The organism is Mesorhizobium wenxiniae, from assembly GCF_002284535.1.
GTDB lineage: Bacteria > Pseudomonadota > Alphaproteobacteria > Rhizobiales > Rhizobiaceae > Mesorhizobium > Mesorhizobium wenxiniae.
This window is the reverse complement of the sequence record NZ_NPKH01000016.1, coordinates 232,851-257,750: the sequence shown is the minus strand read 5'-3', so window position 1 is coordinate 257,750 and position 24,900 is coordinate 232,851. Positions and strand designations below refer to the sequence as shown.

Here is a 24,900-nt window from a genome sequence, read left to right as displayed (position 1 = left end):
GCTGAAACGTCAGAGCAGAGGGTCGATAATGGCCGAGATTTCCTCAATCGACAGCGCCCCCTTGTAGGTCTTCCCGTTGATAAAGAAGGTCGGCGTCGAGTCGACCTTGAATTCATCGGCGCCACGCTTTTGGACCGATCTCACATCGTCCAGAAGTTTCTGGTCCGTCAAGCAGGCCTCGAACGACTCCTGTGTAAAACCGGCCATCTTGGAGATTTGCAGCAGGGCGTCCTTGGTATTGGCAACACCTGCCCAGTTCGCCTGCTGCCTGAACAGAACGTCCACCATCGGGAAATAATTGTCCTTGGAGCAGCGTGCCAGCATGAAACCGGCCTCGGCGCTGGGGTCGAACGGAAATTCGCGCAGGATAAGGCGGGCCTTGCCGGTGTCGATATATTTCGTCTTCAGCTCAGGCAGGGTGGTTTCGTGGAAATGCGCGCAGTGCGGGCAGGTCATCGAGGCATATTCGACAATGGTGACCTTCGCGTCGTCCTTGCCCAGTTGCTCGTCGGGCAGTGCGCCGGGTTTCAGCAGAGCCGCCATGTCCACCGTGCCCTGGGCCTCAGGCGCCTTGGCCGCGGCAGGAGTGGCCGGCTTCATCGCATCGGCGGGAGCCGCAGGCTTTGCATCCTGCGCCACGGCTTTCTCGCCCGAGTCGCTGCAGGCGGCGAGCAGAGCCACGGCCGGAATGGCGGCCAGCGACGACAAGAGGGTTCTGCGGGACAAAAGACGGGCCATACGAATCACCTGACAATGGTTGGATTTTGCAATGCAAAGGCTAGAAAAGGCGAGAGTTGGCGCGAATTAAGGCATCCCCGTCCCCATTCCAATCGCCAAACCTTGTGTACGCGATCACGAAAGCGCGAGATTATACTTTCTTTTGACCGAGAATGGTGGCGCCGAGCCGCTCAAGCGCAGTGCGCAGTTCGTCATCCTCGATCATCCCGACCGTGCCTGACAACTTCGCCTTCTCGGCCGGGGTCAGCGGTCGGAAGCTTGGTTTAGGCCGCCCTTTGTCCGCCGTCACCGGCTTTTGGACGATTCTGATCCGGCCGATAGCGTTGAAGCCGAGGAAGGCGTTGACTCTGTTAATGATCTCGCCGGTCTCGTGCTGCAGATGGAGCGCGGCCATGCCTTCGCAGGCGATGACCAGAACCGCCGGCTCGAACGGATCATCTTCATGCATGCGGCGCGGCCACTGGATCTTTTCAGGGCGCGAAAGGCTGGCGAGCCGCGGCCCGGCAATCTCCTCCCAGGACTGGACGAGCCCGATCGACATGCCGGCCCGCTTCCGCAACACCGGATCGAGAATCTGGGTTGCGAGATCACTCACCGGAACGGGATTGCCGAAGGGCCTTTTCCCTGCCATGTGCGTTCTCCAGTCACGACCTTCACCACGCATCGGTTAGGCCAGTCTTCGATCAATGGCACTGCACGACCAGACCCGCAAGACCGCATCCGGGGATAGCAGCAAGGCTGCGTCTGGGGATAGCCGCCATATCGCGTCCCGCCTGCTCGGCTGGTACGACGCGCATCACCGCGATTTGCCGTGGCGCATTGCGCCGCGCGAAATGGCACGCGGCATGCGTCCCGATCCCTACCGCGTCTGGCTTTCAGAAGTCATGCTGCAGCAGACCACGGTCGAAGCGGTAAGATCTTATTTCCGGGCCTTTGTCCAGAAATGGCCTGATGTTGAGGCGTTGGCTGCGGCACGGGCCGAAGATGTCATGAAAGCCTGGGCCGGGCTCGGCTATTACTCCCGCGCGCGCAATCTCAAGGCCTGCGCCGATCTCGTTGCACGGCAAGGCGGCAGGTTTCCGGACACGCAGACTGCCTTGAGAGAGCTGCCCGGCATCGGCGCCTACACGGCGGCGGCGATCGCGGCGATCGCCTTCGACCAGCCGGCCGCGGTCGTCGACGGCAATGTCGAGCGGGTCGTTTCCCGGCTGTTCTCGATTGCCACGCCGCTGAGCGAAGCCAAGGGAGACATACGCGCCTATGTCGAGCGCATGGTTCCAGCGACCAGACCGGGCGATTTCGCCCAGGCGATGATGGATTTGGGCGCGACGATCTGCACGCCGCGCCGACCGCGTTGCATGCTGTGCCCGCTGCGAGAGGATTGCAGCGCCACTGTTTCAAGCGATCCCGAGCGCTTTCCTGTCCGCCTGCCGAGGGGCGAGAAACCGTTGCGGCGCGGGGCTGCCTTCGTTGCCGTACGTGACGATGGCGCCATTCTTTTGCGCAAACGTGCGGATAAAGGCCTGCTCGGCGGCATGACCGAAGTACCGACGACCGGCTGGACCGCGCGGATCGACGGCGCCACCACGGACGCGGCAGCGCCCTTCCCCGGCAACTGGCGGCCAACCGGGCGGATTGGCCATGTCTTCACCCATTTTGCGCTCGAACTCGACGTCTTCAAAGCGATGACCGATGCCGCCGCCCCGGCGGGTCATTTCTGGTCGCTGGCCCACGAAATTTCCGGCGAAGCGCTGCCCACCGTCATGAAAAAGGTAATCGAAGCGGCGATACCGGGCGCGACGAAGAAGCAGCGCGCACATTGAATCGCCTACATCACCCCACATGAATTGCATTGAACGAGGACTAGAATGACCGAAATCCGCCACATCGTTTTCGACATCGGCAAAGTGCTGATCCACTACGATCCGAACTTGCCCTTCAGCCGATTGATCCCCGACGCCGACGAGCGGAAATGGTTCTTCGACAATGTCTGCACGCATGACTGGAACATCGAGCAGGACCGGGGCCGGACCTGGGAAGAGGCCGAGGCGCTGCTGATCGCCGAACACCCGGACCACGCCGAAAACATCCGCAACTTCCGCCGCCTCTGGCACGAGATGGTGCCGCACGCTTATGACGACAGCGTCCAGATCATGGAGAAGCTGATCGAGAGCGGCCACGACGTCACCATGCTGACCAATTTCGCCGCCGACACGCTGGCTGAAGCCCGGCAGCGTTTCGACTTTCTCAACCGTCCGCGCGGTGTGACCATTTCGGGCGAGATCGGCATGATCAAGCCGGATCGCGGCATTTACGACCATCATGTGACCGCGTTCGGCCTCGAGCCCGCGGCCACCTTGTTCATCGACGACAGCCCGAAAAATGTCGACGGTGCCAAGGCGGCCGGCTGGCAGTCGGTGCTGTTCACTGACGCAAAGACGCTCGAGGCGGACCTCAGAGGGCTGGGGGTCAGAGTGTGATTTGAATGACTTCGACTGGCCGATTGATAATCCGCTTTAACATGGCAGACACATACGATCCGTTCGTCAGGCCCCTGCCCGCTCCATGCCGAGGCGGGCGATACGGCGAAGCTCGTCGATCGGGGTCAGGCCGCCGCTGCGCTCATAATGCCAGAAGGTCCAGCCGTTGCAGGCATCCAGCCCCTGAACTTCCGCGCCGATCTTGTGGATCGATCCGGCGCTGTCGCCGACCGCCACCGTGCCGTCGGCGCGCACCCTGGCCGCCCAGCGCTTCTTGGCGTCATAGAGTGTGGCACCGGGCAGCATCAGCCCGGTGTCGATGAGGCTGACGAAAGCAACGCGCGGCTCGGCGCGCTTGCCGGTGAGCACGGTGAGATCAGCGCGGTCCAGCGGCCGGACTGCATCGATGCGCTCGTTGGCGGCGTCGATATAGGCCTGCTCGCGCTCGATGCCGACGAAATGGCGGCCAAGGCGCTTGGCCACGGCGCCGGTGGTGCCGGAGCCGAAGAAAGGATCGAGCACGATATCGCCGGGCTTCGTCGAGGCCATCATGACGCGGGCGAGCAGCGCCTCGGGCTTCTGGGTCGGATGCAGCTTGTCGCCATTTTCATTCTTCAGGCGCTCGCCGCCGGTGCAGATCGGAAACAGCCAGTCGGAACGCATCTGGATGTCATCGTTCGACGCCTTCAGCGCTTCGTAGTTGAAGGTGTAGCCCTTGCCCTTCTGGTCGCGCGAGGCCCAGATCATCGTCTCATGGGCGTTCTGAAAGCGGCGGCCACGGAAATTCGGCATCGGATTTGTCTTACGCCACACGACATCGTTGAGGATCCAGAACCCCAGATCCTGCATCTTGGCGCCGACCCTGAAAATGTTGTGGTAGGAGCCGATGACCCAGATGGTGCCGCTGGGTTTCAGCACGCGGCGCGCCGCCAGCAGCCAGGCGCGAGTGAAGGCGTCGTAGACCTCAAAACTCGCGAACTGGTCCCAGTCGTCGTCGACGGCATCGACCCTGGACTGGTCGGGACGATGCAGATCGCCGTCGAGCTGCAGATTGTAGGGCGGATCGGCAAAGATCACGTCGATGGATTTTTCGGGCAGCCGGTCGAGCGCGGCGACGCAATCGCCCTTCAGGATCGTATCCAGCCATTCGGATTGCTGGGGAGCATGGGAAAGCTCGTCGAGAAGACGCACGGCAGACATTGTGACACCCAAAGCACGCGTTACTGTTTACTCCCTGTTATGGTTACCGATCAGCGTAAATATTCGATGAAGGCCGAGGGTGCGGAGCCCAGGTAATTTGCGAAGAACGGTCTGTTGGTGTATGCCGCGCCGCCTGAACCGTCTCAGCCCCTCCCTCCCGCTTTCCGGATCGCTATGCCCCAGCCAGACCTTGTCATCTTCGATTGCGACGGCGTGCTCGTCGATTCCGAAATCATTGCCGCGCGCATCGAAGCCGAGCTTTTGACGTCGGCCGGTTACGAGATATCGGCCGAGGAGCTTTCTGAAACCTATGCCGGGCTGACCTTCAAGGACATCATGATGCGAGTCGAAGAGAAGTCTCGCATCCCGTTCCAGGCCTCGCTGATCGATCGTGCCGAAGAGCTGGTCGACCGCCGGCTGCGCGCCGACGTGCGCGCCGTCGACGGGGTGCACGAGGCAGTCGCCGCGGTGACAGCACCGCGCTGCATCTGCTCGAATTCGCGCACCGAGCGGATCGAATTCATGTTGGAGAAGGTGCGTCTGCTGCCGTTTTTCACTGGGCACATTTTTTCCTCGCTGGAAACGCCGAGCGGAAAATCCAAGCCGGCGCCCGACGTGTTTCTCTTTGCCGCGGAAAAACTCAAGGCCGCCCCGGCGAACACCTTCGTCATCGAGGATTCCGTGCACGGTGTGACCGGCGCCAGGACAGCCGGCATGCGTGTGATCGGCTTCACCGGAGCGGCGCACAGCTATCCCGGACATGCCGACGCGCTGACCGAGGCCGGCGCCGAAACGGTCATCCGCCGCTGGGCGGAGCTGAAAAGCGTGATCGCCGCCCTGTCGGAATGGTCGGCGGATGCGTGATGCATGCGCCTCCGACCGTAGGCGGCTCCAACGCCGCCGCTATTCGGCCGCGGCAATCCTTTTGTCGGTCTTCTTCGGCGGGCCTTCGTCATAGCCGGCGAACGCCTGATAGTCCCGCGCGGTGGGCTCGGGAACGACAACGTTCGAATCGGTGAAGACGAACTGGTTGGCACTCGAGGGATTGGTAACCTGGACCTGATGTTGGTGAAGCTGCGAGTAAAGGACCTCGGTGCCATGCATCACAGCGATACGGATCGGCATGGTGATGGTACCCGGGCTGAACATCGGTCCCGGAACGACCTTGCCGGCGACGGCTATCTTCATCGTCAGCGAGCCGTTGGCACGGTTGCAGTCGCGGGTCACATCGGTGATCGAGGCCTGATAGATGATCTTCGCGGAATCGTCCTGCTGGTCGCTGCTCGCGTCAAGCGCGGCAGCTTCGGCGTCCTGAGCGGCGGCTTTTTTCTTGGGCTTTTGGCCGCCCTTGGCATAGGTGTTGAAGAAGGCGGTGCCGTCGCGCAGCGTCACTTTCGGACAATAGGCCTGCAATTGGCTGGCGAGAACCTTGGGGTCCGGCGGTGGTGGCGGTGTTGTGTCCGTCTTTCCGAAGCCCAGGATGCCATTGCCGCCTGATTGGCAGCCGGCAACGGTAAGCATAAAGCCAGTGAGCGCCAGACCCGCGACAAAACGACCGTTGAATGTATGAAACGCCATGAACTGCACTTCCCTCTCGCAAAGCGGGTGACGTATATCAACCGCGCGGCAAAAATGCGACTGAACAAGTCCGGAAATTAACCACTTTGCCGCGGACGAAACCGCCCGGCAGCAATGGAACATGACGATGCAATATGTGAGTACCCGCGGGGAAGCGCCCGTGCTTGGATTTTCCGACGCGGTGCTGGCGGGCTTGGCACGCGATGGCGGTCTTTATGTGCCTGATACCTGGCCGCAGTTTTCGGCGGCAGAGATCCGCGCCATGCGCGGCCTCGCCTATCCCGACCTCGCCATCCGCGTGCTGTCGCCGTTTATCGGCGGCGAGATCGCGATGCCGGTGTTCGAACGCCTGGTGCGCGAAGCCTATGCGACCTTCCGTCATGAGGCGGTCTGCCCGCTGGTGCAGACCGGCTCGAACATGTTCGTTCTGGAACTCTTCCATGGCCCGACGCTTGCCTTCAAGGACGTGGCCATGCAGCTTCTCGCCCGGCTGATGGACCATGTGCTTGCCGAACGCAACCAGCGCGCCACCATTGTCGGCGCCACGTCCGGCGACACCGGCGGCGCCGCCATCGATGCCTTCGCCGGGCGCAACCGCACCGACATCTTCGTTCTTTTCCCGCACGGCCGGGTCTCGCCGGTGCAGCAGCGGCAGATGACGACGTCCTCTGCCGCAAATGTCCATGCAATTGCGGTCGAAGGCAATTTCGACGATTGCCAGGGGCTGGTGAAGGACATGTTCAACGATCACGCTTTTCGCGACCGGGTATCGCTGTCCGGCGTCAATTCCATCAACTGGGCCCGCATCATGGCCCAGATCGCTTATTATTTCTCATCGGCGCTGTCGCTCGGCGCGCCCGACCGGCCGGTTTCCTACACGGTACCAACCGGCAATTTCGGCGACATCTTCGCCGGCTACGCCGCCAAGAAGATGGGGCTGCCGATCGAGCGGCTGATCATCGCGACCAACGATAACGACATTCTGGCGCGCACGCTGTCGAGCGGCGAATATCGCACGAAAGGCGTCTTTTCGACCACGTCGCCGTCTATGGACATCCAGGTTTCTTCGAATTTCGAGCGCTTGCTGTTCGAGGCGGCCGGCCGCGACGCCTCGACCGTGCGGCGCTACATGAGCGGCCTCAAGCAGTCCGGCGCCTTCACCATCGAAGCGGGCGAGATCGCCAGGATCCGCTCCGAATTCGATGCCGGCCGTTCGACCATGGACGAAGTCGCCGCTACGATCCGCTCGACGCTCGCAGCCAGCGACTATCTGCTCGACCCGCATACGGCCGCAGCCATGCATGTTGCGGCTGCGAAGGCCACCAATGCCGTGCCGATGGTGGTGCTGGGCACCGCCCATCCGGCAAAGTTCCCGGCCGCCGTCGAAGCCGCCAGCGGCGTGTCGCCGACCCTGCCCGCATGGCTAGGCGGGTTGATGACATCGGAGGAAAAATACACGGTACTTCCATCCGACCTGAAAATGGTGGAAGATTATGTTAGCCGCCAGACGCGGGCGGCAAGTTAGGGAGTATCAGCTATATGGGTGTTGAGGTAAGCCGTCTGTCGAACGGCCTGACAGTCGCCACCGAAACCCTTCCAAGCCTCGAATCCGTCGCTCTTGGTGCCTGGCTCAAATCAGGCGCCCGCAACGAGCGTAGCGAAGAGCACGGAATGGCCCACTTGCTTGAACATATGGCGTTCAAGGGAACCAGAAGGCGAAGCGCCTTCGAGATCGCCTCGGAAATCGAGGATGTCGGCGGCGAGATCAATGCCGCTACCAGTGTCGAGACCACCTCCTATTATGCCAGGGTGCTGAGCGACGACGTGCCCCTGGCCGTCGATATCCTCTCCGACATCTTGCAGGAATCCGAGTTCGACCCGCAGGAGCTGGAGCGCGGAGCAGCATGTGATCCTGCAGGAGATCGGCGCCGCTCACGATACGCCCGACGACATCGTCTTCGACCGCTTCACCGAGACGGCTTTTCGCCACCAGACGATCGGCCGCTCAATCCTCGGCACGCCGGAAACCGTCAAATCCTTCACCTCGAAGCAATTGCACAAATTCATCGAACGGCAATATGGCGCCGAGCGCATGGTGGTCGTCGCCGCCGGCGACATCAAGCACGACAATTTCGTGCGCGAGGTCGAGAAGCACCTTGGCGGTTTCCGCAGCAAGTCCGACAACACGATGCCGCAATTTGCGCAATATGTCGGCGGCGATTTCCGTGAGGACCGCGACCTGATGGACGCGCAGATCGTCCTGGGATTCGAGGGCCGCGCCTATCATGTACGCGACTTCTACGCCTCGCAGGTCCTGTCGATGATCCTTGGCGGCGGCATGTCGTCGCGTCTATTCCAGGAGGTCCGCGAAAAGCGCGGGCTGTGCTATTCGGTCTATGCCTTCCACTGGGGCTTTTCCGATACCGGCATATTCGGCGTCCATGCCGCGACCGGTCAGAGCGACATCGCCGAGCTGGTGCCGGTGGTCATCGACGAGTTGCAGAAGGTCGGCGAGAACATCCTGCAGGAGGAACTCGACCGGGCACGTGCCCAGTACCGTGCAGGCCTGATCATGTCCGCCGAAAGCCCGGCCAGCCGCGCCTCGCAGATCGCCCGGCAAATGCTGCTGTTCGGCCGGCCGATCGCCAAGGAAGAGCTGATGGAACGGCTGTCGGCGCTGACGGTCGAGCGCCTGACGGACCTGTCGTCACGGCTGTTTTCGACCAAGCCGACGCTGACTGCCGTCGGACCGGTGGGTACGCTCGCTCCCTATGAGGCGGTCCTCGAATCGCTTTCGGGCACGCAGACCACGGCCCGAAAGCTCGCCGGCTAAAGTCCATCAAAGCGTCATGTTCGCGCTCCCTTTCTTTCGCCGTGACCTGCCGGCACTGAAGGGTGACCGGGTCACGCTGCGCGTGCCGCTGACCAACGACTACCGCGAATGGTCGGTGCTGCGCGGGGAAAGCCGCGCCTTCCTGGAGCCGTGGGAGCCGCGGTGGAACCCCGACGAGCTCGACCGCACGGCCTGGCGGCATCGCCTCAGCCGCTATCGCGAAGATTATGCGCAGGGAACGGCCATAGCCTTCTTCATCTTCGAGAAAGGCAGCGGCAAGCTTGTCGGAGGCATCACCCTCGGCAACATCCGCCATGGCGTCGCGCAAAGCGGCCATATCGGCTACTGGATCGGCGAGCGCTACAGCGGCCGTGGTCTGATGACCGACGCGGTCAAGGTCGTGACGCGCTTCGCCTTCGATACGCTGAGGTTGCACCGGATCGAAGCTGCCTGTATTCCCGACAATGCCCGGTCGATCCGCGTGCTTGAAAAAGCCGGATTCCGGCGCGAAGGACTTCTGCGATCCTATCTCAGGATCAATGGCATCTGGCAGGACCACTACCTCTACGCCCGGATCGAAGACGATCCGCCGGGCGCGGGAACGAAGGACTAATTTTGACGAATTTCCTGCGAATCGGGTCGTTGTTCGCCTTTGTGCTGACGGCAATCGTCGTGCTCTGCGCGGCGTCCTCGGCCTTCGCCGTCGAGCCGATCAAGATCGCCCGCGACGACGTGGCGCTCGACCTTTCGGGCGCCGTCGAAATCTACCGCAACCAGGGCGAGAACTTTCAGGTGTCGACCGCTCCAGGCCCGGACGGCATCGTGCGGCGCATCGAGGTCGAGGCCAATGATGCGCGCTCGACCGGCGACTGGGCGGTGTTCGCGCTTGCCAACACCACCGACCAGCAGCTCGACAGGCTGATTGTCGCACCGCATTTCCGGCTGGTGAATTCCGGCATCTTCTGGCCGGATCTCGGCTCGACCCGCATTGCCGCGATCACGCCCAGCGAGGGCTTCGCGCTTGACCGCCAGAGCAGTCCCGACGCCGATGTGTTCCGGGTGACGCTGAACCCCGGAACGGTGATCACCTTTATTGCCGAACTTGCCTCGCCCAAACTGCCGCAGGTCTATCTATGGGATCCGGAATCCTACAAGGACTCGGTCAATTCCTACACGCTGTTTCGCGGCATCGTCATCGGCATCGCCGGCCTTCTGGCGCTGTTCCTGACCATCCTTTTCGTGGTCAAGGGGACCTCGATGTTCCCGGCAACCGCAGCACTCGCCTGGGCGGTGCTCGCCTATATCTGCATCGATTTCGGCTTTCTCAACAAGGTCCTGGAAATATCGCCCGGCAACGAGCAGATGTGGCGAGCCGGAACGGAGGTGGCGCTTGCGGCGACCTTCGTGGTGTTCCTGTTCGCCTATCTCAACCTCAACCGATGGCACGGCCATTTCAGTTACGGCGCGCTGGTCTGGATTCTGGGGCTGCTGCTGATCGCTGGCGTTGCGATCGTCGATCCGGCGGTCGCCGCCGGCATCGCCAGGCTGTCCTTCGCCGCCACCGCGCTGACCGGCCTCGGCCTGATCATCTTCCTCGGCATACGCGGCTACGACCGTGCCATCATGCTGGTGCCCAGTTGGGTCATGGTCCTGTTGTGGCTATGCGGGTCGTGGATGGCGATCACCGGCATGCTCGACAACGACATCGCCCAGCCGGCACTGGGCGGCGGGCTGATCCTAATCATCCTGCTGATCGGCTTCACCGTCATGCAGCACGCCTTTGCCGGCGGCGCACTACATCAGGGCCTGTTCTCCGATCTCGAACGGCAGGCGCTGGCCGTCGCCGGATCGGGCGACACGGTGTGGGACTGGGACGTGATGCGCGACCGCGTCGTCACCAGGCCGGATGTCAGCATCCAGCTTGGACTTGCGCCCGACAGCCTGGGCGGAGCTGCTCGCAACTGGCTGCCGGTACTTCATGCCGACGACCGCGACACGTTCCGTACCACGCTCGACGTGGTGCTCGAACACCGGCGCGGCCGGGTGTCGCAGAATTTCCGCCTGCGCGGCGCCGACGGGCACTATCACTGGTTTTCGCTGCGCGCACGGCCGGTGATCGGATCGGACGGCGAGGTCATCCGCTGCGTCGGCACCATGGTCGACGTGACGGAGCAGAAAAAGTCCGAGGAGAGGCTGCTGCACGATGCCGTGCATGACAATCTGACTGGCCTGCCGAACCGGGAATTGCTGATGAATCGGCTGGAGGCGATCATTTCGATCGCGCGCACGGAAGAGAAAGTGCGTCCGACCGTCTTCGTCATCGACATCGACCGGTTCAAGCAGGTCAATGACGGGCTCGGCATCTCGGCCGGCGATACCATCCTGCTGACGGTTGCGCGCCGGCTGCACCGGTTGCTCAAGCCGAAGGATTCGCTGTCGCGCTTTGCCGGCGACCAGTTCGCGCTGATGCTGCTTTCCGAACAGGACCCGGCCCGCATCGCAGCCGTTGCCGACGCCATCAAGCATGCGATCAACAATCCGATCACCTTTGCCAAGCGCGAGATCGTGCTGACCGCCTCGATCGGGCTGGTCACCTGGACCTCGGCGCAGAGTTCGGCCGAGGACATGGTCAAGGACGCCGAGCTTGCCATGCACCAGGCCAAACGATTTGGCGGCGATAGGATCGAGCCGTTCCGCCCCGCCTTCCGGACCGTCGGCACCGACCGGCTGCAGTTCGAGTCCGACCTGCGCCGCGCCATCGAACGGCGCGAATTCACACTCGCCTACCAGCCCATCGTGCGGCTGGAAGACGGCAGTGTTGCCGGCTTCGAGGCGCTTTTGCGCTGGGACCATCCGCGCCGCGGCATGATCCCGCCGGGCGATTTCATCCCGGTCGCCGAGAGCTGCGGCCTGATCGTGCAGCTTGGCCTGTTCGCTATGCAACAGGCCGCCGAAGATCTGGCGGGATGGCAAAAGCAGATCGGCGACGCGCCGCTGTCGGTTTCGGTCAATCTGTCCAGCCGTCAGCTCATCCGCCGCGATCTGGTCAGCGACGTCCGCTCGGTGATCGCGCGGGCCAACCTGAAGCCGCGCTGCTTCCGGCTCGAACTCACCGAATCGCTGGTGATGGACAATCCCGAGCAGACAGCCCATGTGCTGAACAAGCTGAAGAAGCTTGGCATCGGCCTGTCGCTGGACGATTTCGGCACCGGCTATTCCTCACTGGCCTATCTGACGCGCTTTCCCTTCGACACGATCAAAATCGACAAGAGCTTTGTCGACGACGCGACACCGAAGCGCGCGGTGCTGCTTAAATCCATGGTCAACATGGCGCATGAACTCGGCCTTTCGGTCGTGGCCGAGGGCATTTCGGATGAAAGCGATGCGCTCGAACTGCGCCAGATGGGCTGCGAATATGTGCAGAGCTTCATGTTCGGCGCGCCGATGCCCGGCGATCAGGTGCTGAAGACGCTGAAGGAACAGTATCCGCTGGCTCAGGCTTGATTTTGTGCATGTCGGTTGTCCCAAGTCCGCTGCGCACCTTTGGGCGACGTGCGGGGGGTCCGCTTCCCGGCGCTCGGAGGTCGCAAGTAAACCGTCCTAGTCACTCAGTATTGAAAGTTTTAGTCTCCTACCCGTGGCGCGGCCCCATCAATGTTGGCAAGCCTGAATCAACGGCGGCGATAGAGATAGCTCTCGGAAAGGCCGAGGCGACGGCACGATTGAACAGCCGGGGATGAAGGAAGCACGATGCTCTCGCAGATTGCCGCCGTAGTCTTCACAAAAGCATGCTCCCACGGCGTCAGGGTCCAGCGGTCGCCGAGTGCCAAGCGCTTGCGCACCCAGCGCGGTAGGATCTCGACGGCCGCCTTCAGAAATGGCCGCTGGAGCGGTTGAGCCACTCCCGGCAAGGCGGGAACGTCTTCCATGATCTCCAGGAATTCCAAGACGATCGGCGACGCGACGAGTCTTTGCCTCATCGCGTCGAACAGCGCGTAAAGCTCGGCCTGTGACGTGGGCGAGCCGGCCGCACCATAGAGAAGTGCGACGGGGCGAGCCTCAGCAAACATCGCGTCCCGTTCGAAAAAATGCAGACGATGCACATAGACGTGATACGCCTCCATGAAACCAAACCCGGCCGTAGCTTGCACCCAGTCCAGCAACTCCGGGTCGGTGGCGTGGTATGGCTCACCTTCGCTGGTTCGACCTGAAACGCGCCCATGCATCCTGACCACACCTTCAATCATGGCCTTAGCCTTGGTTCGAGGCCCGTAGACCGTAACCAAGGCAGCGAGGCCCGTACGCTGTAATCGTCGGAGCGCGTGCGAGCGGAATGTGCTGTGCTGCCAAATGGCGTCGCGAACCCGCGGCTCCGCCAATTCGAGCAGCACCGCAGTAACCCCGCCGATGAAGAGCGCAACAGGGTTCTTGAAAATACGCCAGGACATCGAGGTGGGCGGTAACAGCGCCGGCTCGCCTTCCGGGGTCGAGAAGTCCATCTGAGATCCGAGCCGCTGGCGCATGAACGACTGCGCAAGAGTATCCACACGACGCTCAAGTGGGTGAGGCAGAGGGATGATGCCCGAATTGCCAAACATGGTACGCCTCCGACTCCTGGGAACAACACGCGTCGAACCAGTGGCTAGCGGATGCAGTATGCACGAACGTCTTGGTCTTTCCGTCGTTCCAAATGATCAGCCTGGCGCGCTGCGCATGATCCGCAAGAACACCGGGCCCGGATGGTCATCACGAGCCCGGTCGTGCTGGCCTTATGGCGTAAGATCGAGCGCCGGCACGATTCTGTGGTAGGGCAGGCCTGCATCGTCGTTTAGACGCTTCACGTCGGCATCAGAGACAGCATCAAACAGGCACATGCAGCGCCCGTCCTCCGGTGCGAAGGTCGAGCGCAGATAGCTGATGTCGGTGCCCTTGGACGTCATCTCGGCGGCCTGGCTGATCGCCGCCTTCTGCGCATCTCCCAGAGCTTCCATGCTGATGCCCTTGAGGTCGCGTTCCACCATGTAGACAGTCATTTCCAGATCTCCTCCTTTGAACAGTGACCACAGGAGTTGAATGCAGCGGCGGGCGAAAGAGAACGACATTTTTTCTATCGATCGATAGCCGACAGTTATCGATGAAAGGGCTACAATGTCGTTTCGTGGAACCGCCTCGGGAGGGCTCGCCATGGAGATGTTTCAGGTCCGCTACGTGCTTGCTGCCGCGAAGATGCTGAATTTCACCAAGGCAGCCACCGATTGCAATGTGTCTCAGCCGGCGCTCACCAAAGCGGTCAAGACGCTCGAGGATGAGCTTGGCGCGCCCTTGTTCCACCGCGAGGGAAAGCGCGTCCTCCTGAGTGAGTTCGGGCGCTCCATTCTGCCGCATCTTCAGCAGATCATGCAGGAGGCCCACGCAACCAGGACGCTTGCCGACAATTTCAGGCTGCTCAACCAGGTGCCGATCCGCCTCGGCGTCATGTCGACCATCGGCCATGTGAAGCTCGCCCGGTTCCTGGCGAAGTTCCAGCGCGACTATCATGGCGTCGAGCTTGAAGTCAGCGAGGCGAGCGTTCAGGAACTGAAAAACAGGCTTGAGCAAGGCGATCTCGATCTGGCCGTCCTCAATCCGCTGGAGGGACTGGGAGCGGCTTTCCGCGTCCATGATCTCTACAGTGAGCGCTACGTCGTCGTATTCGCGCCGGATCACCGGCTTGCGAGCCTCAATGCAATCAAGTTAGTCGATCTCTCTCAAGAACCCTATGTCGATCGTCTGTCCTGCGAAATGCGGGACCTGGTGATGGGTGTGTGCCGGGAAAGAAACGTCAGCCTTTATGCCCGCTTTCGTTCCGAGCGCGAGGATTGGGTCCAATCAATGGTGCTGGCGCGGATCGGCTTCGCCTTCATGCCTGAATATTCGGTGACATCGCCTGAACTTCTGCAGCGTCCGCTGATCGAACCCGCGGTGGCACGCACCGTGTCCCTGGCTAGCGTTCCGGGCCGGCCCTATAGCCCGGCGACGGCGGCAATGGTCCGAGCTGCCCAGAGCTTCGATTGGCCAGGCTAGGCGTTTGTTGCTGAAGCTGATTTTAGAAGCGTTCTGCCGCCCTGGCGGTCCTCGGACCGGTACCGACCCTATCCAGGATTACCGACACTCAATCGCTGCGCATTTTGGGCGATGTGGCTGCATGAGACGCGCAAACTCGGTGAGATGGACATGGCTATGCTCGCGGTGGGAGAGATGCCCTCCAAGCTCGGCCTCGAGCTTCTGGATAGCGCGGGTCAGCGCCGGCTGGGTCACGCAGCAGCGACGCTGCCCGGAAGTAGCGGATTTCGTGTATCTCCGTGGATCGCCCTTTCCCGATGACAGCCTTGCATCGGCGCGATGAAATATTAGCATTCTTTTTCTCCGAAACGACTGCAACTTTCTTGCTTCGTTGGAATCGCGCTCGCCGAAGGAGCGCGGGAGAGGCCCACAATGGCCGGATGGAAATTGAGGGGAGGACAATCATGACCTTGCCCAGTTACGCAATGAACCAGGCAAGTTTCCCGCAGATGTACGAGCGGTGGCTGGTCGGCCCTCTCTTCCGTCCATGGGCCGAGATGGCTCTTGACGAGCTGGAATTGTCTTCGGGCGATCGCCTACTCGATATCGCCTGTGGAACAGGAATAGTGGCGCGCGTTGCAAGAGAGCGGCTCGGTGAAGCCGGATATATCGTCGGCGTCGACATCAGCCCGGACATGCTTGCCGTGGCGCTGGCTGTAGAACCAGCCATTGACTGGCGCCAGGGCAATGCCGGCGAGCTGCCTCTGCGTAACGGTGAGACGTTCGACCTGGTCGTCTGCCAGCAAGGGCTGCAGTTCTTTCCTGACAGACCCGCGGCGGTGGCGCAGATGCGTCGCGCGCTGGCGAAGGATGGCAGGCTGGCGATCGCCATGTGGCGCCCGGACGACGAAATCCCGTTCTTTCGCGAACTGCGCCGCGTTGCGGAGCGCCATCTGGGCGCCATCGCCGATCAACGGTACAGCTTCGGGGAAGCGGCTCCACTTGAGGCGCTGCTGCGAGACGCCGGCTTCCACGAGGTCCGATCAAGGATTATTTCGCGCACCATCCACTTCGGGGAAGGCGCACCTTTCCTGCATTTGAATACGATGGCACTGGTCGGAATGAGTTCTTTAGCCAAGGAAATGGGCGATCAGGAACGCAAGCGCGTCGTGGAGGAGATCGTGAGCGAGAGTGCGCCCGTGCTGCGACCGTATGGCAATGGATCGGGATTAGCCTTCGAGCTCAGCGCCAATCTGGCGACGGCCAAAGGCTAAAAAGATCTCTCTTCACAAGCAACGCATCGCCTACGCAACGCTCGATAAAATCATCTTATTGTACATTACGAACTGTCCTCGCCGCATTGCGGCCATTGTACCGCCACGATCCATGACTAGCTAGAGCAAGCACTGACCGTTCTTCTTGTCTTTTTCGACGTTGACGGCTCAACGTTGGAAATAGATCTGCCCCAAAGTATCTGGGCGGCTAGCAAGGAACGGAGGGGGACCTGGCGTCACTCCAAAGAACACGTGAATTCTTTGCTTGCGCAGACGTCATCCTTTCGGGCGGACGGCCTTTGTCGAAAAGGATCGCCGGGCTTGGCTTGGCGGCGACAGTGGCGGCCATGCCCTGGCCGGTCTATTCGGGAGTCTTGGTCAACGGAGTGACCGAAGCCGCGGTTGCCACTGCTGTTCCGTCCTCAGCTCTGAGTTTCCCCTCGGCCGCGCCCGAGTTCGACATCATCGATCCGGGCACCACGTTGACCTCCCGACGCAAGGGAGAAGGCATACTGGCCGACGCATTGAAGGGTACCGTGGCCATCCTTTCCGAAGGCGCGGAACAGATCGTCATCGGCATGTCGGTGCACGAGTTCGGCGAATACAAGGTGTCGCAGTACATTGCCAGCGAGATTCTGCGTGCCGCCAAGGACACCCAATTTCCTGCCGATACCCTTTTCGCGATCGCCGAGAAGGAGTCCTCCTTCGACCTCAACAATCGCCCGCCTAAAGGGTCGGCACTTGGTCTTATGCAGTTCCTCGACCAGACATGGCTCGAGGCGGTGAAGAAGTACGGTGCAGAGTTCGGTCTGGGCGACGAAGCGGAACTGATCCGGATCCGCTTAGAGGGCAAGCGCGAACACCATTTCGTCGACGACAAGGCCGATGAACAGCGCATTCTTGAATTCAGGCGCGATCCCTATCTGTCGGCAGCACTTGCGGCCAAGAACCTTCTCGCGGCCAAGGAACGCATCGAAGCCCGTCTCGAGAAGGCCATGGACGAAAGGGATCTTTACCTCCCCCATTTCCTTGGCACCAACGGCGCAGCACAGCTCCTGTCGAACGCCGACGAGACGCCCAATGCCACGGCCAGCAAAATTTTCCCCAAGGCGGCGCGCTTCAATACCGCGATGTTCAGGGCCGAGGGAAAACAGCTCACCGTCGGCCAGTTCCACCAGCGCCTGCGCTCCTTCTTAGAAGCCCGCATCGGCAAATACAGCGATGTCGAAAGCCGCGTGAAAGAGGCTGACCTGTCCTGGACAGCCAGTATCGAGAATCTCGTCTACGATTTGGGCAAACGGCTGGCGTCGGCAATGCAGCGATAGCCAGCCAGGTATCGGGTTTTCACCACTAGGCGTGACCGGCCGCCAGGCTGAGATGCGCGAGGTCGATACCGATCGAGGCGAGAATCCGGTCGTATTTGCGCTCGATGTCGGTATCGAACAGAAGCTCCGCATTTGCCGGGCAGGTCAGCCAACCGTTCTCGGCGATTTCGCTTTCCAGCTGACCGGCGCCCCAGCCCGAATAGCCGAGCGCCATCAGCGCGTGTCGGGGCCCGCGGCCCGACGAAATGGCGCGCAATATGTCGACGGTCGCGGTCAGGCAAATGTCGTCGGAGACGGCGAGCGACGATTCCACTCGGTAGTCGCCCGAATGCAGGACGAAGCCGCGGCTGCGGTCCACCGGTCCGCCGTTGCGCACGACGAAGTCGCGGGCCTGCGCGGGCAAGCGGATCGCCTCCTGTTCGTTCATGATGCCGAGCTGCACGAGCAGATCCGGAAACAGCATCTGCTGCGTCTGGTTGATGACCAGGCCCATCGCGCCCTCGTCGCTGTGCGCGCAAATGTAGATGACGGAGCGCGTAAAGCGGTCGTCCTTCATGCCGGGCATGGCAATCAGGAACTGGTCGTCGAGAAAGCCGCGTCCCGCAGCCATCTTCTTGTGGCGCAACAAGTCCATGAGAGGAGCGTAACGCGTTTCTGGAGCGCCGAAAAGATGCGCCGCGCGCGATTTGGTCGCGGATGTGCATCTAAGGTCAGGCAAATCTGTGCCCGAGGTCACGCAAGAGCTGTGCCCGAGGTCACGCAAAAGCTGTGCCCGAGGTCACGCAAATATGATAACAGCGACGCCATGAAGTCATTGCGCAGCCATGAACGGACGCTCAAATCACCGTCATGCAAAGCTTGAAAGTCCTGCTGCTCAGCGCCGCTGTTGGATGTGGAACCGGCCTCCCTGCCGCAGCCTCCTCGTCGACCTGGTACAATAGCGAAGGCGGCAGAGTGCGGCTTGTGACCAGCGGCAAGCCCGACGAAGCCGGGCGCATCCATGGCGTCCTCGATATTGCGCTCAAGCCTGGCTGGAAAACCTACTGGCGCGATCCGGGCGACGCGGGCGTGCCGCCGCAAATCGACATCTCGGCCAGCACCAACATTGCCAACGCGACGTTTTCGTTTCCGCCGCCCCAGCGCCACGACGACGGCTACGGCAAATGGGCCGGCTACGACCATCCGGTTTCGCTGCCGGTGAGATTCACGCTGTCGGCGCCGAACGAGCCGGCCGTCATCGATGCCGATATCTTTCTCGGCATTTGCGAGACGATCTGCATCCCGCTGCAGACGAAGCTGACCATCGATCCGGGCTCCGATCCGGACAATGCCGAAGACGCCGCTTTGGTGAAGGCGGCCCTTGCAACGCTGCCTGCGCCCGCAAGACCCGATTTCGGCGTCAATATCCTGCCGGGCGACCGCGAGACACTGATTGTCGAGGCGAGCTTTCCGGGCAGTCCCGAAGCGGCGGATTTCTTCGTCGCCGGCGAGCGGGATTACATGTTCGGCGTGCCGGCCCGCAGCGAAAAGGATGGCAAGCTGGTGTTTGCCGTGCCGATCCTCGACAGGCCGACGACGACACCGACGGATGGCGGACTTTACTACACGCTGACAACCGCGGCCGGCGCCGTCGAAGGCCTGCTGCCGTTTCCTTGATCCCGAGCAAAGGATGTTCAGGTCGAACATCCTTTGCCCAGCCTCCCCAACGGTTGCGGGGAACGCCTGAATTCGCTATCGCAAGGACACTTCCCTTCCATCTCTCAAGTGAGGACCTCGATGATGATTGCCGTTGGCGACAAGCTGCCCCAAGCGACCTTCAAGACGATGACTGCCGACGGCGCAAAAGCGATCACGACGGCCGAGATCTTCTCGGGAAAGAAGGTGGTGCTGTTCGCCGTTCCCGGCGCTTTCACGCCGACCTGCTCCAACAATCATCTGCCCGGCTATCTGGACAATTACGACGCCATCCTGGCGCGCGACGTCGACACCATCGCCGTCGTCGCGGTCAACGACGTTCACGTGATGGGCGCCTGGGCCCGCTTCAGCGGCGGTGAAGGCAAGATCCTCTATCTTGCCGATGGCAATGGCGATTTCGTCAGGTCGATCGGCCTTGACGCCGATCTTTCCGGCGGCGGCATGGGGCTGCGCTCGAAGCGGTTTTCGATGATCGTCGACGACGGCAAGGTCACCGCGCTCAATGTCGAGACAAAGCCTGGCGTCGATGAATCCGGTGCGGCTCACATTCTCGGACAGCTTTCCGTTTTGGCGACAACATAGGCCAAGGTTTGCCACGGTCCTTTTGGCCTGACGATCACGCTTAGTCGAGCGCCGAGTGTCCAACCGGGCGTGCAAAGGACGCTCCAAGACTTCTGAGCCGCATGATCCCCAACAAAAACCGGTACCGGTTTTCGGGCTCGTGCGCTAGCTCTTCGGAGTTGCTTGTTTTTTGGGGGACCTCAGTGATGTTTGACCACTTCTGGCGCGCTGTGGCGATCGGCATCGGCGCCACGGCGCTCATGGACCTCTGGGCGATTTTCCTGAACATGGTATTTGCTCAGCCGCGGCCGAACTGGGGACTGGTAGGCCGCTGGGTCTGGCATCTCAGGGACGGCAAGGTATTCCACGACGATATCGGCGAGGCAGCACCCTACGCGCATGAATCGGCGCTGGGCTGGGCCTTCCACTACTTTGTCGGCATCGTCTACGGCATCATTCTGGCCGTTTTGGCGGGAGCGGCGTGGCTGGCCGCGCCGACCTTCCTGCCGGCCTTCATCCTCGGCATCGTCACCGTGGGCGCCGGCTGGTTCCTGCTGGCGCCCGGCATGGGCGCCGGCTGGGCCGCATCAAAGCGCCCCAACCCCATGCAGATCCGCGCCCTCAATCTCGTCTCACATACGGTGTTCGCGCTCGGGCTTTTCGGCACGGCGCTGCTGATCCGTTAGCCAAATTAATCGTCGCGGTGTTGCGCCAGCCTGTCGATCGGCCGCCATCCGTGGACAACGCGACGCGCGCGGATATCGTACGCGAAATAGTTCCCACCGCCCGCTGGCTGATCCGCCTCGCGGCTGATCTCCCGCCCGCCGAGAGAAAGCAGCAGAAGCGTTCCGACACCTCCGTGGCCCACGAAAGCAACGTCGGCGGCGTCATCTGTGCCGAGCACAGTGTCTACCTCGCTCAGAATACGATGCTGAGCATCGATAGCCCGCTCCCATCCGCGAATGCTGCTGTATGGATGGGCGAAGAATTGGTCCGCGACCGCTTCGAACTCCGCAGGCGGTAGGAAACCGGTTGCCGATCGGTCATTCTCATGCATCCGTTCCCTCACCTCGACCTCAAGGCGGAGATGCCTTCCGAGTATCTCGGCGGTTTCTACCGCCTTGCGTTCACCCGATGACACGATACGCCGAATCGACCGAACCCACGGCTGATCGAGCATTGCAGACGTTCTCGCTCGCCCGATGTCGGATAGCCCCCACTCTGGCACTGGAACATTGGCATCGATCCGAACCTGGGGATGCGTGATGTAGTATGCGATCGGCATGATAGAGGTCTTCCAGCCAAAGAGCGGACCCGCAGCCGGAATTCAATAACTCTGGGTCGAGCGCCGTGGCTTTGCGACCGCCGGCTGCTTCGACTGCGGGTCTGGCTTCGGCGTCGCGGTCTTGACGGGGCCTTTCTTGAACGGCGCCATGCCGAGCCGCGCCAGCTCGTCGGCACGTTCGTTCTCCGGATGGCCGGCGTGGCCCTTGACCCAGTGCCAGACGACCTGATGGCGGTTGCGCGCCTCGTCGAGTGCCTGCCACAGCTCGGCATTCTTCACCGGTTGCCTGGCAGCGGTCTTCCAGCCGTTGCGCTTCCAGCCGTCGATCCAGCTGAAAATGCCGTCCTTGACATAGTTGCTGTCGGTATAAAGATCGACAGCACAAGGTTCTTTCAGCGCATTGAGCGCCGAGATGGCGGCCAAAAGTTCCATGCGGTTGTTGGTGGTCGCAGCCTCGCCGCCCGACAGTTCTTTCGTAACGCCGTTGAAGCGCAGGACCGCCCCCCAGCCGCCAGGCCCCGGATTGCCCGAACAGGCACCATCGGTGAAGATTTCAACGCGCTTGGTCATGTCAGTCCATATTCGGAAGGAGATTTGATCGCTCGGTGAAAACGCATCCGCCTGATATATTCGGTCGGATCGCGTTTCACGACCAGCCCGCCATTGGCAACGGTCAGCCAGTCGTAAAGCCGGGTCAGCATGAAGCGCAGCGCCGAGCCGCGTGCCAGGATAGGCAGCGCCGCTCTCTCCTCGCCGCTCAAGGGCCGCACGCTTTGGTAGCCGGCAAGTAGCGCCGTGCCCTTGGTCAGGTTGAAGGAAAAATCCTTCTCGAAGCACCAGGCATTGAGGCAGGTAGCGACATCGTAGGCGTAGAGATCGTTGCAGGCGAAATAGAAGTCGATCAGCCCGGACAGTTTTTCGCCGAGGAAGAAGACATTGTCCGGGAAAAGATCGGCATGGATGATGCCCTCCGGCAGGTCTTTGGGCCAGTTCCGCTCGAAATCGGCGAAGTCGGCATCGACCTCGGCCGCCAGTCCCGGCTCGACCTCGTCGGCGCGAAGGCGAGCGGCGCTCCACAGCTTGCGCCAGCCATCGATTGCAAGGGCATTCGGACGGGTCATCGGAAAGTCGGCGCCGGCAAGATGCAGTGCCGCCAGCGCCTTGCCGACCTCGCCGCAATGCGCTGATGTCGGCCGCCGCAGCGAAAGGCCTTCGAGAAAGGTGATGATGACCGCCGGCCGGCCGGCAAGCGTTCCGATGACGTCGCCATTATGCGCGGTCACCGGAAGCGGGCACGAAATGCCCTTTCTGGCGAGATGGCCCATGAGCCCCAGGAAGAACGGCAGGTCGGCCTTGTCGACGCGCTTTTCGTAGAGCGTCAGGATGTAAGAGCCGCTGGTTGTATGCAGCAGGAAATTCGAGTTCTCGGTGCCTTCGGCGATGCCCTTGTAGGACAGGAGATCGCCGACCGGATAGGCCTCCAGGAACGCGCCGAGCTCGCCTTCGTTGACGTCGGTGTAGACCGCCATGGGCTCTTCACGCGGCTCCGTTGACGAAGGCCATGTCGGCCGCCGTCAGTTCGACATCACGCAGGACCCGCATCACCGGAAAATCCTCGGTCTCTGTCGCCGTCACCGCCAGCTCGATCGTCACGTTGAAGCGCTGCCGGAATGCATCGATGATCTCGTCGACGATGATTTCCGGCGCCGACGCGCCTGCCGACAGACCGAGCGTCGAGATGCCGGCAATGTCAGTCCACGGGATTTCGGAGGCGCGCTGCACGAGAAGCGACATCGAGGCGCCGGCGCGCTCGGCCACTTCGACGAGACGCCGCGAATTGGAGGAGTTCGGGGCGCCGACGATCAGGAAGAGATCGGAGCCCGCGGCGGTCTCCTTGACCGCTTCCTGGCGATTGGTGGTGGCGTAGCAGATCGATTCCGCTGCCGCCGCATGCAAATCGGGAAAACGATCCTTAAGCACCCGAATGATGCCGGCGGTGTCCTCAACCGACAGCGTCGTCTGGGTGACGAAACCGAGCGCCTGCGCGTCTGCAGGCACCAAATTCGCCGCGTCGGCTTCGGTCTCGATCAAGGTGACGGCGCCGTCGGGCAATTGCCCCATCGTGCCGATCACTTCCGGGTGGCCGGCATGGCCGATCAGAAGCACATGGCGGCCGAGCCGCTGATGGCGCATCGCCTGCTTGTGGACCTTCGACACCAACGGGCAGGTGGCGTCGAGATAGAAGAGGTTGCGCGCCTGGGCGTCCGCCGGTACCGACTTCGGCACGCCATGCGCCGAAAAGACGACCGGGCTCTGGCGATGCTCCGCCGGTATCTCGGAGAGCTCCTCGATGAACACCGCACCAAGGCTTTGCAGCCCCTCGACGACGTAGCGATTGTGGACGATCTCGTGGCGGACGTAGACCGGCGCACCGTATTTCTTCAGAGCCAGCACGACGATCTGGATGGCGCGGTCGACGCCGGCGCAGAAGCCCCGCGGCTGGCAGAGCCTTATCGTCAGCGGTGGCTTTGTGGTCGTGTGAAGCATGATTACCGGCCGGCTGGTCGTAGCATGAACTCAAGTCTTGAACTCAAGGCGCGAAATGAGGTGCGCACCCCTGCCCTGTCAAGGGCGCCGGTGCCGATCATTAGAGCGACGTGCGTCCATTTGGACGCACAAAGTACGCTCTAACACTTTTTATCTACGCATCGTGCTTTTCGAATCGATTCCGATTTTCGGGCCGATGCGTCTTTCGCCGGGCGGCGAAGCATGAAGATGAGGACGCCGGCAAGGGCAGCGGCAAGGCCGTACCAGGTTACGGCATATTGCAAATGGCTGTTCGGCAGGTCGATGATGGTAACGCCGCCGACCGGCAGCCCACCCGGGTTCGGGGTGGCGTCCGCGTCGATGAAGAACGGCACCAGCCCCGCGCCGGCCGGCAGACCGGCGCTGGCCGCCATGGCGTCGCGATCCTTCCAGTAGAAGATGTTCTTCTGCGGATCATTGTCGGGAAGCATTATCGAGGGCTTTGCCGGCAGCGGATTGCGGGCGAGCCCCGTCACCGTCACCTGGCCCGCACCCTGGCTTTGCGGGCGCTTGGCCGCGTCCTTGAGATCGTACGGTACGAAGCCGCGATTGATCAGAACAACGCGGCCGTCCTCCAGTCGCAAGGGCGTGAAGACATCGAAACCCGACTGGCCTTCCCAGGTCGCGAAGAAATGTCGCTCGCCGTGATGCAGGAAAGTGCCTGATACCGTCACCGGTGTGTAGTCGACGTCGCCGGTGGAGGTGAACCGCTTTTCGACCTCGGCCAAAGGCACAGGCGCAAAGTGCGTGCGCTGGTCGATAGTCTGAATAAGACCCTCTTTCCAGTAGAGGCGCTGCACCTGCCAGGTGCCTAGCCCAAGCAAAATGAAGAACAGCACGAGGCCTAGGCCAAGCAGCAATGCCGTCTTTGGTCGCGAAAGGCCTGCCACTGAATCGGATGTCGTGCTCATTCGCCGAGGTCCAGCCTGCCCTCCGCCGCCTTGTTGCGGTATTGCAGCGTCAAGAGCACACCCTTGATCAGCCTGAGCGCGCCCAGGCAAAGCACCAGCGTTAGCGGTATCCACAACACGAGATGCAGCCAGAGCGGCGGGCTCAGCGTCACCTCCATCCACAGCGCCAGCCCGACGACGATGAAGCCGATGATCAGGATGACGAACACCGCCGGCCCGTCGCCGGCATCGGCGTAGGAATAGTCGAGGCCGCAATTGGCGCAGCGTTTGCCGACCGTGAGGAAGCCGGAAAACAGCGGTCCCTTGCCACAGCGCGGGCAGCGGCCGTGCAGGCCAGCCGAAATCGGATCGATTGGTGGCCAGATCGCCTTGTCGTCGCTCATTGCGATACC

26 protein-coding genes and 1 pseudogene are annotated in these 24,900 nt (G+C 61.8%); 13 read left to right on the top strand and 14 right to left on the bottom strand.

All coding sequences use genetic code 11. From position 1 onward, the window contains the following. Nucleotides 1–9: 9 nt before the first annotated feature. Both CIT31_RS09120 and CIT31_RS09115 read right to left on the bottom strand, forming a co-directional pair. Entirely contained in the window at nt 10–738 is a 729-nt protein-coding gene (locus CIT31_RS09120; protein ID WP_095518315.1) for a DsbA family protein, read from the bottom strand. A 130-nt stretch (nt 739–868) separates the two neighbouring features. Further along, the gene (locus tag CIT31_RS09115) at nt 869–1,369 is read right to left on the bottom strand and encodes a DUF721 domain-containing protein (protein WP_095518314.1); all 501 of its coding nucleotides are present in this window, start codon (nt 1,367–1,369) and stop codon (nt 869–871) included. Nucleotides 1,370–1,424: 55 nt separating this feature from the next. Here CIT31_RS09115 and mutY point away from each other — a divergent pair, with 55 nt between their 5' ends. Together mutY and CIT31_RS09105 are read left to right on the top strand one after the other, a co-directional pair. Next, nucleotides 1,425–2,561, top strand: coding sequence for an A/G-specific adenine glycosylase (gene mutY / locus CIT31_RS09110; RefSeq protein ID WP_095518313.1), 1,137 nt, complete (start codon nt 1,425–1,427; stop codon nt 2,559–2,561). A 45-nt stretch (nt 2,562–2,606) separates the two neighbouring features. Then, nucleotides 2,607–3,218 carry an HAD family hydrolase gene (locus CIT31_RS09105; RefSeq protein WP_029355668.1) on the top strand — a complete coding sequence of 204 codons (612 nt, stop codon included), beginning with the start codon at nt 2,607–2,609 and terminating at the stop codon, nt 3,216–3,218. Between the two features lie 66 nt (nt 3,219–3,284). Here the strand turns inward: CIT31_RS09105 and CIT31_RS09100 are convergent, their stop codons facing one another. Beyond that, nucleotides 3,285–4,418 (bottom strand): site-specific DNA-methyltransferase, encoded by a 1,134-nt coding sequence (locus CIT31_RS09100; RefSeq protein ID WP_095518312.1) that lies wholly within the window; start codon nt 4,416–4,418, stop codon nt 3,285–3,287. Between the two features lie 174 nt (nt 4,419–4,592). On the opposite strand from CIT31_RS09100, the gene CIT31_RS09095 reads away from it, so the two are divergent. Then, a complete protein-coding gene (locus CIT31_RS09095) occupies nt 4,593–5,282 on the top strand; it encodes an HAD family hydrolase (RefSeq protein WP_095518311.1) in 690 nt (229 codons plus the stop codon). A 39-nt stretch (nt 5,283–5,321) separates the two neighbouring features. Here the strand turns inward: CIT31_RS09095 and CIT31_RS09090 are convergent, their stop codons facing one another. Then, nucleotides 5,322–5,996 (bottom strand): hypothetical protein, encoded by a 675-nt coding sequence (locus tag CIT31_RS09090; RefSeq protein ID WP_095518310.1) that lies wholly within the window; start codon nt 5,994–5,996, stop codon nt 5,322–5,324. 127 nt (nt 5,997–6,123) lie between these two features. On the opposite strand from CIT31_RS09090, the gene thrC reads away from it, so the two are divergent. The 4 genes and pseudogenes from thrC (at nt 6,124) to CIT31_RS09070 (ending at nt 12,333) form a co-directional block, all read left to right on the top strand. Next, the gene (thrC, locus tag CIT31_RS09085) at nt 6,124–7,521 is read left to right on the top strand and encodes a threonine synthase (protein ID WP_095518419.1); all 1,398 of its coding nucleotides are present in this window, start codon (nt 6,124–6,126) and stop codon (nt 7,519–7,521) included. A gap of 14 nt (nt 7,522–7,535) precedes the next feature. Then, nucleotides 7,536–8,829, top strand: a pseudogene (locus CIT31_RS09080) (M16 family metallopeptidase). Nucleotides 8,830–8,845: 16 nt separating this feature from the next. Further along, entirely contained in the window at nt 8,846–9,442 is a 597-nt protein-coding gene (locus CIT31_RS09075) for a GNAT family N-acetyltransferase (RefSeq protein ID WP_029355659.1), read from the top strand. Between the two features lie 2 nt (nt 9,443–9,444). Continuing rightward, nucleotides 9,445–12,333, top strand: a complete 2,889-nt coding sequence (locus CIT31_RS09070) for an EAL domain-containing protein (protein WP_029355657.1) — start codon at nt 9,445–9,447, stop codon at nt 12,331–12,333. A gap of 167 nt (nt 12,334–12,500) precedes the next feature. On the opposite strand, the gene CIT31_RS09065 is transcribed toward CIT31_RS09070, so the two are convergent. Together CIT31_RS09065 and CIT31_RS09060 are read right to left on the bottom strand one after the other, a co-directional pair. Next, complete coding sequence (locus tag CIT31_RS09065) at nt 12,501–13,427, bottom strand: oxygenase MpaB family protein (RefSeq protein ID WP_206073345.1); 927 nt, start codon at nt 13,425–13,427, stop codon at nt 12,501–12,503. A 171-nt stretch (nt 13,428–13,598) separates the two neighbouring features. Next, nucleotides 13,599–13,931: a DUF4242 domain-containing protein gene (locus CIT31_RS09060; RefSeq protein ID WP_245316147.1), complete on the bottom strand. Its 333-nt coding sequence runs from the start codon at nt 13,929–13,931 to the stop codon at nt 13,599–13,601. 82 nt (nt 13,932–14,013) lie between these two features. Between CIT31_RS09060 and CIT31_RS09055 the strand changes: the two genes are divergently transcribed. Beyond that, on the top strand, nt 14,014–14,892 hold the full coding sequence (locus tag CIT31_RS09055) for a LysR family transcriptional regulator (RefSeq protein ID WP_165778383.1): 879 nt from the start codon (nt 14,014–14,016) through the stop codon (nt 14,890–14,892). 78 nt (nt 14,893–14,970) lie between these two features. Here the strand turns inward: CIT31_RS09055 and CIT31_RS09050 are convergent, their stop codons facing one another. Then, nucleotides 14,971–15,225 carry a helix-turn-helix domain-containing protein gene (locus CIT31_RS09050; RefSeq protein ID WP_206073344.1) on the bottom strand — a complete coding sequence of 85 codons (255 nt, stop codon included), beginning with the start codon at nt 15,223–15,225 and terminating at the stop codon, nt 14,971–14,973. On the opposite strand from CIT31_RS09050, the gene CIT31_RS09045 reads away from it, so the two are divergent. Together CIT31_RS09045 and CIT31_RS09040 are read left to right on the top strand one after the other, a co-directional pair. Further along, nucleotides 15,198–16,145, top strand: coding sequence for a class I SAM-dependent methyltransferase (locus tag CIT31_RS09045; RefSeq protein ID WP_206073343.1), 948 nt, complete (start codon nt 15,198–15,200; stop codon nt 16,143–16,145). The two genes, CIT31_RS09050 and CIT31_RS09045, sit on opposite strands and share 28 nt — an antisense overlap. Nucleotides 16,146–16,492: 347 nt before the next feature. Further along, entirely contained in the window at nt 16,493–17,470 is a 978-nt protein-coding gene (locus tag CIT31_RS09040; RefSeq protein WP_245316159.1) for a transglycosylase SLT domain-containing protein, read from the top strand. A 25-nt stretch (nt 17,471–17,495) separates the two neighbouring features. Here CIT31_RS09040 and CIT31_RS09035 read toward each other — a convergent pair whose 3' ends face one another. Further along, complete coding sequence (locus CIT31_RS09035) at nt 17,496–18,104, bottom strand: YqgE/AlgH family protein (protein ID WP_023799312.1); 609 nt, start codon at nt 18,102–18,104, stop codon at nt 17,496–17,498. Between the two features lie 215 nt (nt 18,105–18,319). Here CIT31_RS09035 and CIT31_RS09030 point away from each other — a divergent pair, with 215 nt between their 5' ends. From CIT31_RS09030 to CIT31_RS09020, 3 genes are all read left to right on the top strand, one after another. Next, complete coding sequence (locus CIT31_RS09030) at nt 18,320–19,126, top strand: protein-disulfide reductase DsbD domain-containing protein (protein WP_095518306.1); 807 nt, start codon at nt 18,320–18,322, stop codon at nt 19,124–19,126. A gap of 120 nt (nt 19,127–19,246) precedes the next feature. Then, nucleotides 19,247–19,747 carry a peroxiredoxin gene (locus CIT31_RS09025; RefSeq protein WP_095518305.1) on the top strand — a complete coding sequence of 167 codons (501 nt, stop codon included), beginning with the start codon at nt 19,247–19,249 and terminating at the stop codon, nt 19,745–19,747. 185 nt (nt 19,748–19,932) lie between these two features. Further along, nucleotides 19,933–20,412 (top strand): DUF2938 domain-containing protein, encoded by a 480-nt coding sequence (locus CIT31_RS09020; RefSeq protein ID WP_095518304.1) that lies wholly within the window; start codon nt 19,933–19,935, stop codon nt 20,410–20,412. A 5-nt stretch (nt 20,413–20,417) separates the two neighbouring features. Here the strand turns inward: CIT31_RS09020 and CIT31_RS09015 are convergent, their stop codons facing one another. The 6 genes from CIT31_RS09015 to CIT31_RS08990 all read right to left on the bottom strand — a co-directional run bounded on the left by CIT31_RS09015 (nt 20,418) and on the right by CIT31_RS08990 (nt 24,891). After that, on the bottom strand, nt 20,418–21,011 hold the full coding sequence (locus CIT31_RS09015) for a histidine phosphatase family protein (protein ID WP_095518303.1): 594 nt from the start codon (nt 21,009–21,011) through the stop codon (nt 20,418–20,420). Nucleotides 21,012–21,053: 42 nt separating this feature from the next. Then, nucleotides 21,054–21,581, bottom strand: a complete 528-nt coding sequence (rnhA, locus tag CIT31_RS09010) for a ribonuclease HI (protein ID WP_095518302.1) — start codon at nt 21,579–21,581, stop codon at nt 21,054–21,056. After that, a complete protein-coding gene (locus CIT31_RS09005) occupies nt 21,578–22,540 on the bottom strand; it encodes a homoserine kinase (RefSeq protein WP_095518301.1) in 963 nt (320 codons plus the stop codon). The genes rnhA and CIT31_RS09005 overlap by 4 nt, the downstream gene beginning before the upstream one ends. A 7-nt stretch (nt 22,541–22,547) precedes the next feature. Then, nucleotides 22,548–23,558: a 4-hydroxy-3-methylbut-2-enyl diphosphate reductase gene (gene ispH, locus CIT31_RS09000; RefSeq protein WP_029355631.1), complete on the bottom strand. Its 1,011-nt coding sequence runs from the start codon at nt 23,556–23,558 to the stop codon at nt 22,548–22,550. Nucleotides 23,559–23,698: 140 nt separating this feature from the next. Then, on the bottom strand, nt 23,699–24,508 hold the full coding sequence (locus CIT31_RS08995; protein ID WP_165778381.1) for an SURF1 family protein: 810 nt from the start codon (nt 24,506–24,508) through the stop codon (nt 23,699–23,701). After that, on the bottom strand, nt 24,505–24,891 hold the full coding sequence (locus CIT31_RS08990) for a DUF983 domain-containing protein (protein ID WP_095518299.1): 387 nt from the start codon (nt 24,889–24,891) through the stop codon (nt 24,505–24,507). Before CIT31_RS08990 ends, CIT31_RS08995 begins: the two co-directional genes overlap by 4 nt. Nucleotides 24,892–24,900 lie beyond the last annotated feature (9 nt).

What these genes read in the sequence shown, in the direction of transcription:
- CIT31_RS09120 (WP_095518315.1), bottom strand. Translation starts at nt 738, where the DNA reads ATGGCCCGTCTTTTGTCCCGCAGAACCCTCTTGTCGTCGCTGGCCGCC.
- CIT31_RS09115 (WP_095518314.1), bottom strand. Translation starts at nt 1,369, where the DNA reads ATGGCAGGGAAAAGGCCCTTCGGCAATCCCGTTCCGGTGAGTGATCTC.
- mutY (WP_095518313.1), top strand. Translation starts at nt 1,425, where the DNA reads ATGGCACTGCACGACCAGACCCGCAAGACCGCATCCGGGGATAGCAGC.
- CIT31_RS09105 (WP_029355668.1), top strand. Translation starts at nt 2,607, where the DNA reads ATGACCGAAATCCGCCACATCGTTTTCGACATCGGCAAAGTGCTGATC.
- CIT31_RS09100 (WP_095518312.1), bottom strand. Translation starts at nt 4,418, where the DNA reads ATGTCTGCCGTGCGTCTTCTCGACGAGCTTTCCCATGCTCCCCAGCAA.
- CIT31_RS09095 (WP_095518311.1), top strand. Translation starts at nt 4,593, where the DNA reads ATGCCCCAGCCAGACCTTGTCATCTTCGATTGCGACGGCGTGCTCGTC.
- CIT31_RS09090 (WP_095518310.1), bottom strand. Translation starts at nt 5,996, where the DNA reads ATGGCGTTTCATACATTCAACGGTCGTTTTGTCGCGGGTCTGGCGCTC.
- thrC (WP_095518419.1), top strand. Translation starts at nt 6,124, where the DNA reads ATGCAATATGTGAGTACCCGCGGGGAAGCGCCCGTGCTTGGATTTTCC.
- CIT31_RS09075 (WP_029355659.1), top strand. Translation starts at nt 8,846, where the DNA reads ATGTTCGCGCTCCCTTTCTTTCGCCGTGACCTGCCGGCACTGAAGGGT.
- CIT31_RS09065 (WP_206073345.1), bottom strand. Translation starts at nt 13,427, where the DNA reads ATGTTTGGCAATTCGGGCATCATCCCTCTGCCTCACCCACTTGAGCGT.
- CIT31_RS09060 (WP_245316147.1), bottom strand. Translation starts at nt 13,931, where the DNA reads ATGTCGTTCTCTTTCGCCCGCCGCTGCATTCAACTCCTGTGGTCACTG.
- CIT31_RS09055 (WP_165778383.1), top strand. Translation starts at nt 14,014, where the DNA reads ATGGAGATGTTTCAGGTCCGCTACGTGCTTGCTGCCGCGAAGATGCTG.
- CIT31_RS09050 (WP_206073344.1), bottom strand. Translation starts at nt 15,225, where the DNA reads ATGCTAATATTTCATCGCGCCGATGCAAGGCTGTCATCGGGAAAGGGC.
- CIT31_RS09040 (WP_245316159.1), top strand. Translation starts at nt 16,493, where the DNA reads ATGCCCTGGCCGGTCTATTCGGGAGTCTTGGTCAACGGAGTGACCGAA.
- CIT31_RS09035 (WP_023799312.1), bottom strand. Translation starts at nt 18,104, where the DNA reads ATGGACTTGTTGCGCCACAAGAAGATGGCTGCGGGACGCGGCTTTCTC.
- CIT31_RS09030 (WP_095518306.1), top strand. Translation starts at nt 18,320, where the DNA reads ATGCAAAGCTTGAAAGTCCTGCTGCTCAGCGCCGCTGTTGGATGTGGA.
- CIT31_RS09025 (WP_095518305.1), top strand. Translation starts at nt 19,247, where the DNA reads ATGATGATTGCCGTTGGCGACAAGCTGCCCCAAGCGACCTTCAAGACG.
- CIT31_RS09020 (WP_095518304.1), top strand. Translation starts at nt 19,933, where the DNA reads ATGTTTGACCACTTCTGGCGCGCTGTGGCGATCGGCATCGGCGCCACG.
- CIT31_RS09015 (WP_095518303.1), bottom strand. Translation starts at nt 21,011, where the DNA reads ATGCCGATCGCATACTACATCACGCATCCCCAGGTTCGGATCGATGCC.
- rnhA (WP_095518302.1), bottom strand. Translation starts at nt 21,581, where the DNA reads ATGACCAAGCGCGTTGAAATCTTCACCGATGGTGCCTGTTCGGGCAAT.
- CIT31_RS09005 (WP_095518301.1), bottom strand. Translation starts at nt 22,540, where the DNA reads ATGGCGGTCTACACCGACGTCAACGAAGGCGAGCTCGGCGCGTTCCTG.
- ispH (WP_029355631.1), bottom strand. Translation starts at nt 23,558, where the DNA reads ATGCTTCACACGACCACAAAGCCACCGCTGACGATAAGGCTCTGCCAG.
- CIT31_RS08995 (WP_165778381.1), bottom strand. Translation starts at nt 24,508, where the DNA reads ATGAGCACGACATCCGATTCAGTGGCAGGCCTTTCGCGACCAAAGACG.
- CIT31_RS08990 (WP_095518299.1), bottom strand. Translation starts at nt 24,891, where the DNA reads ATGAGCGACGACAAGGCGATCTGGCCACCAATCGATCCGATTTCGGCT.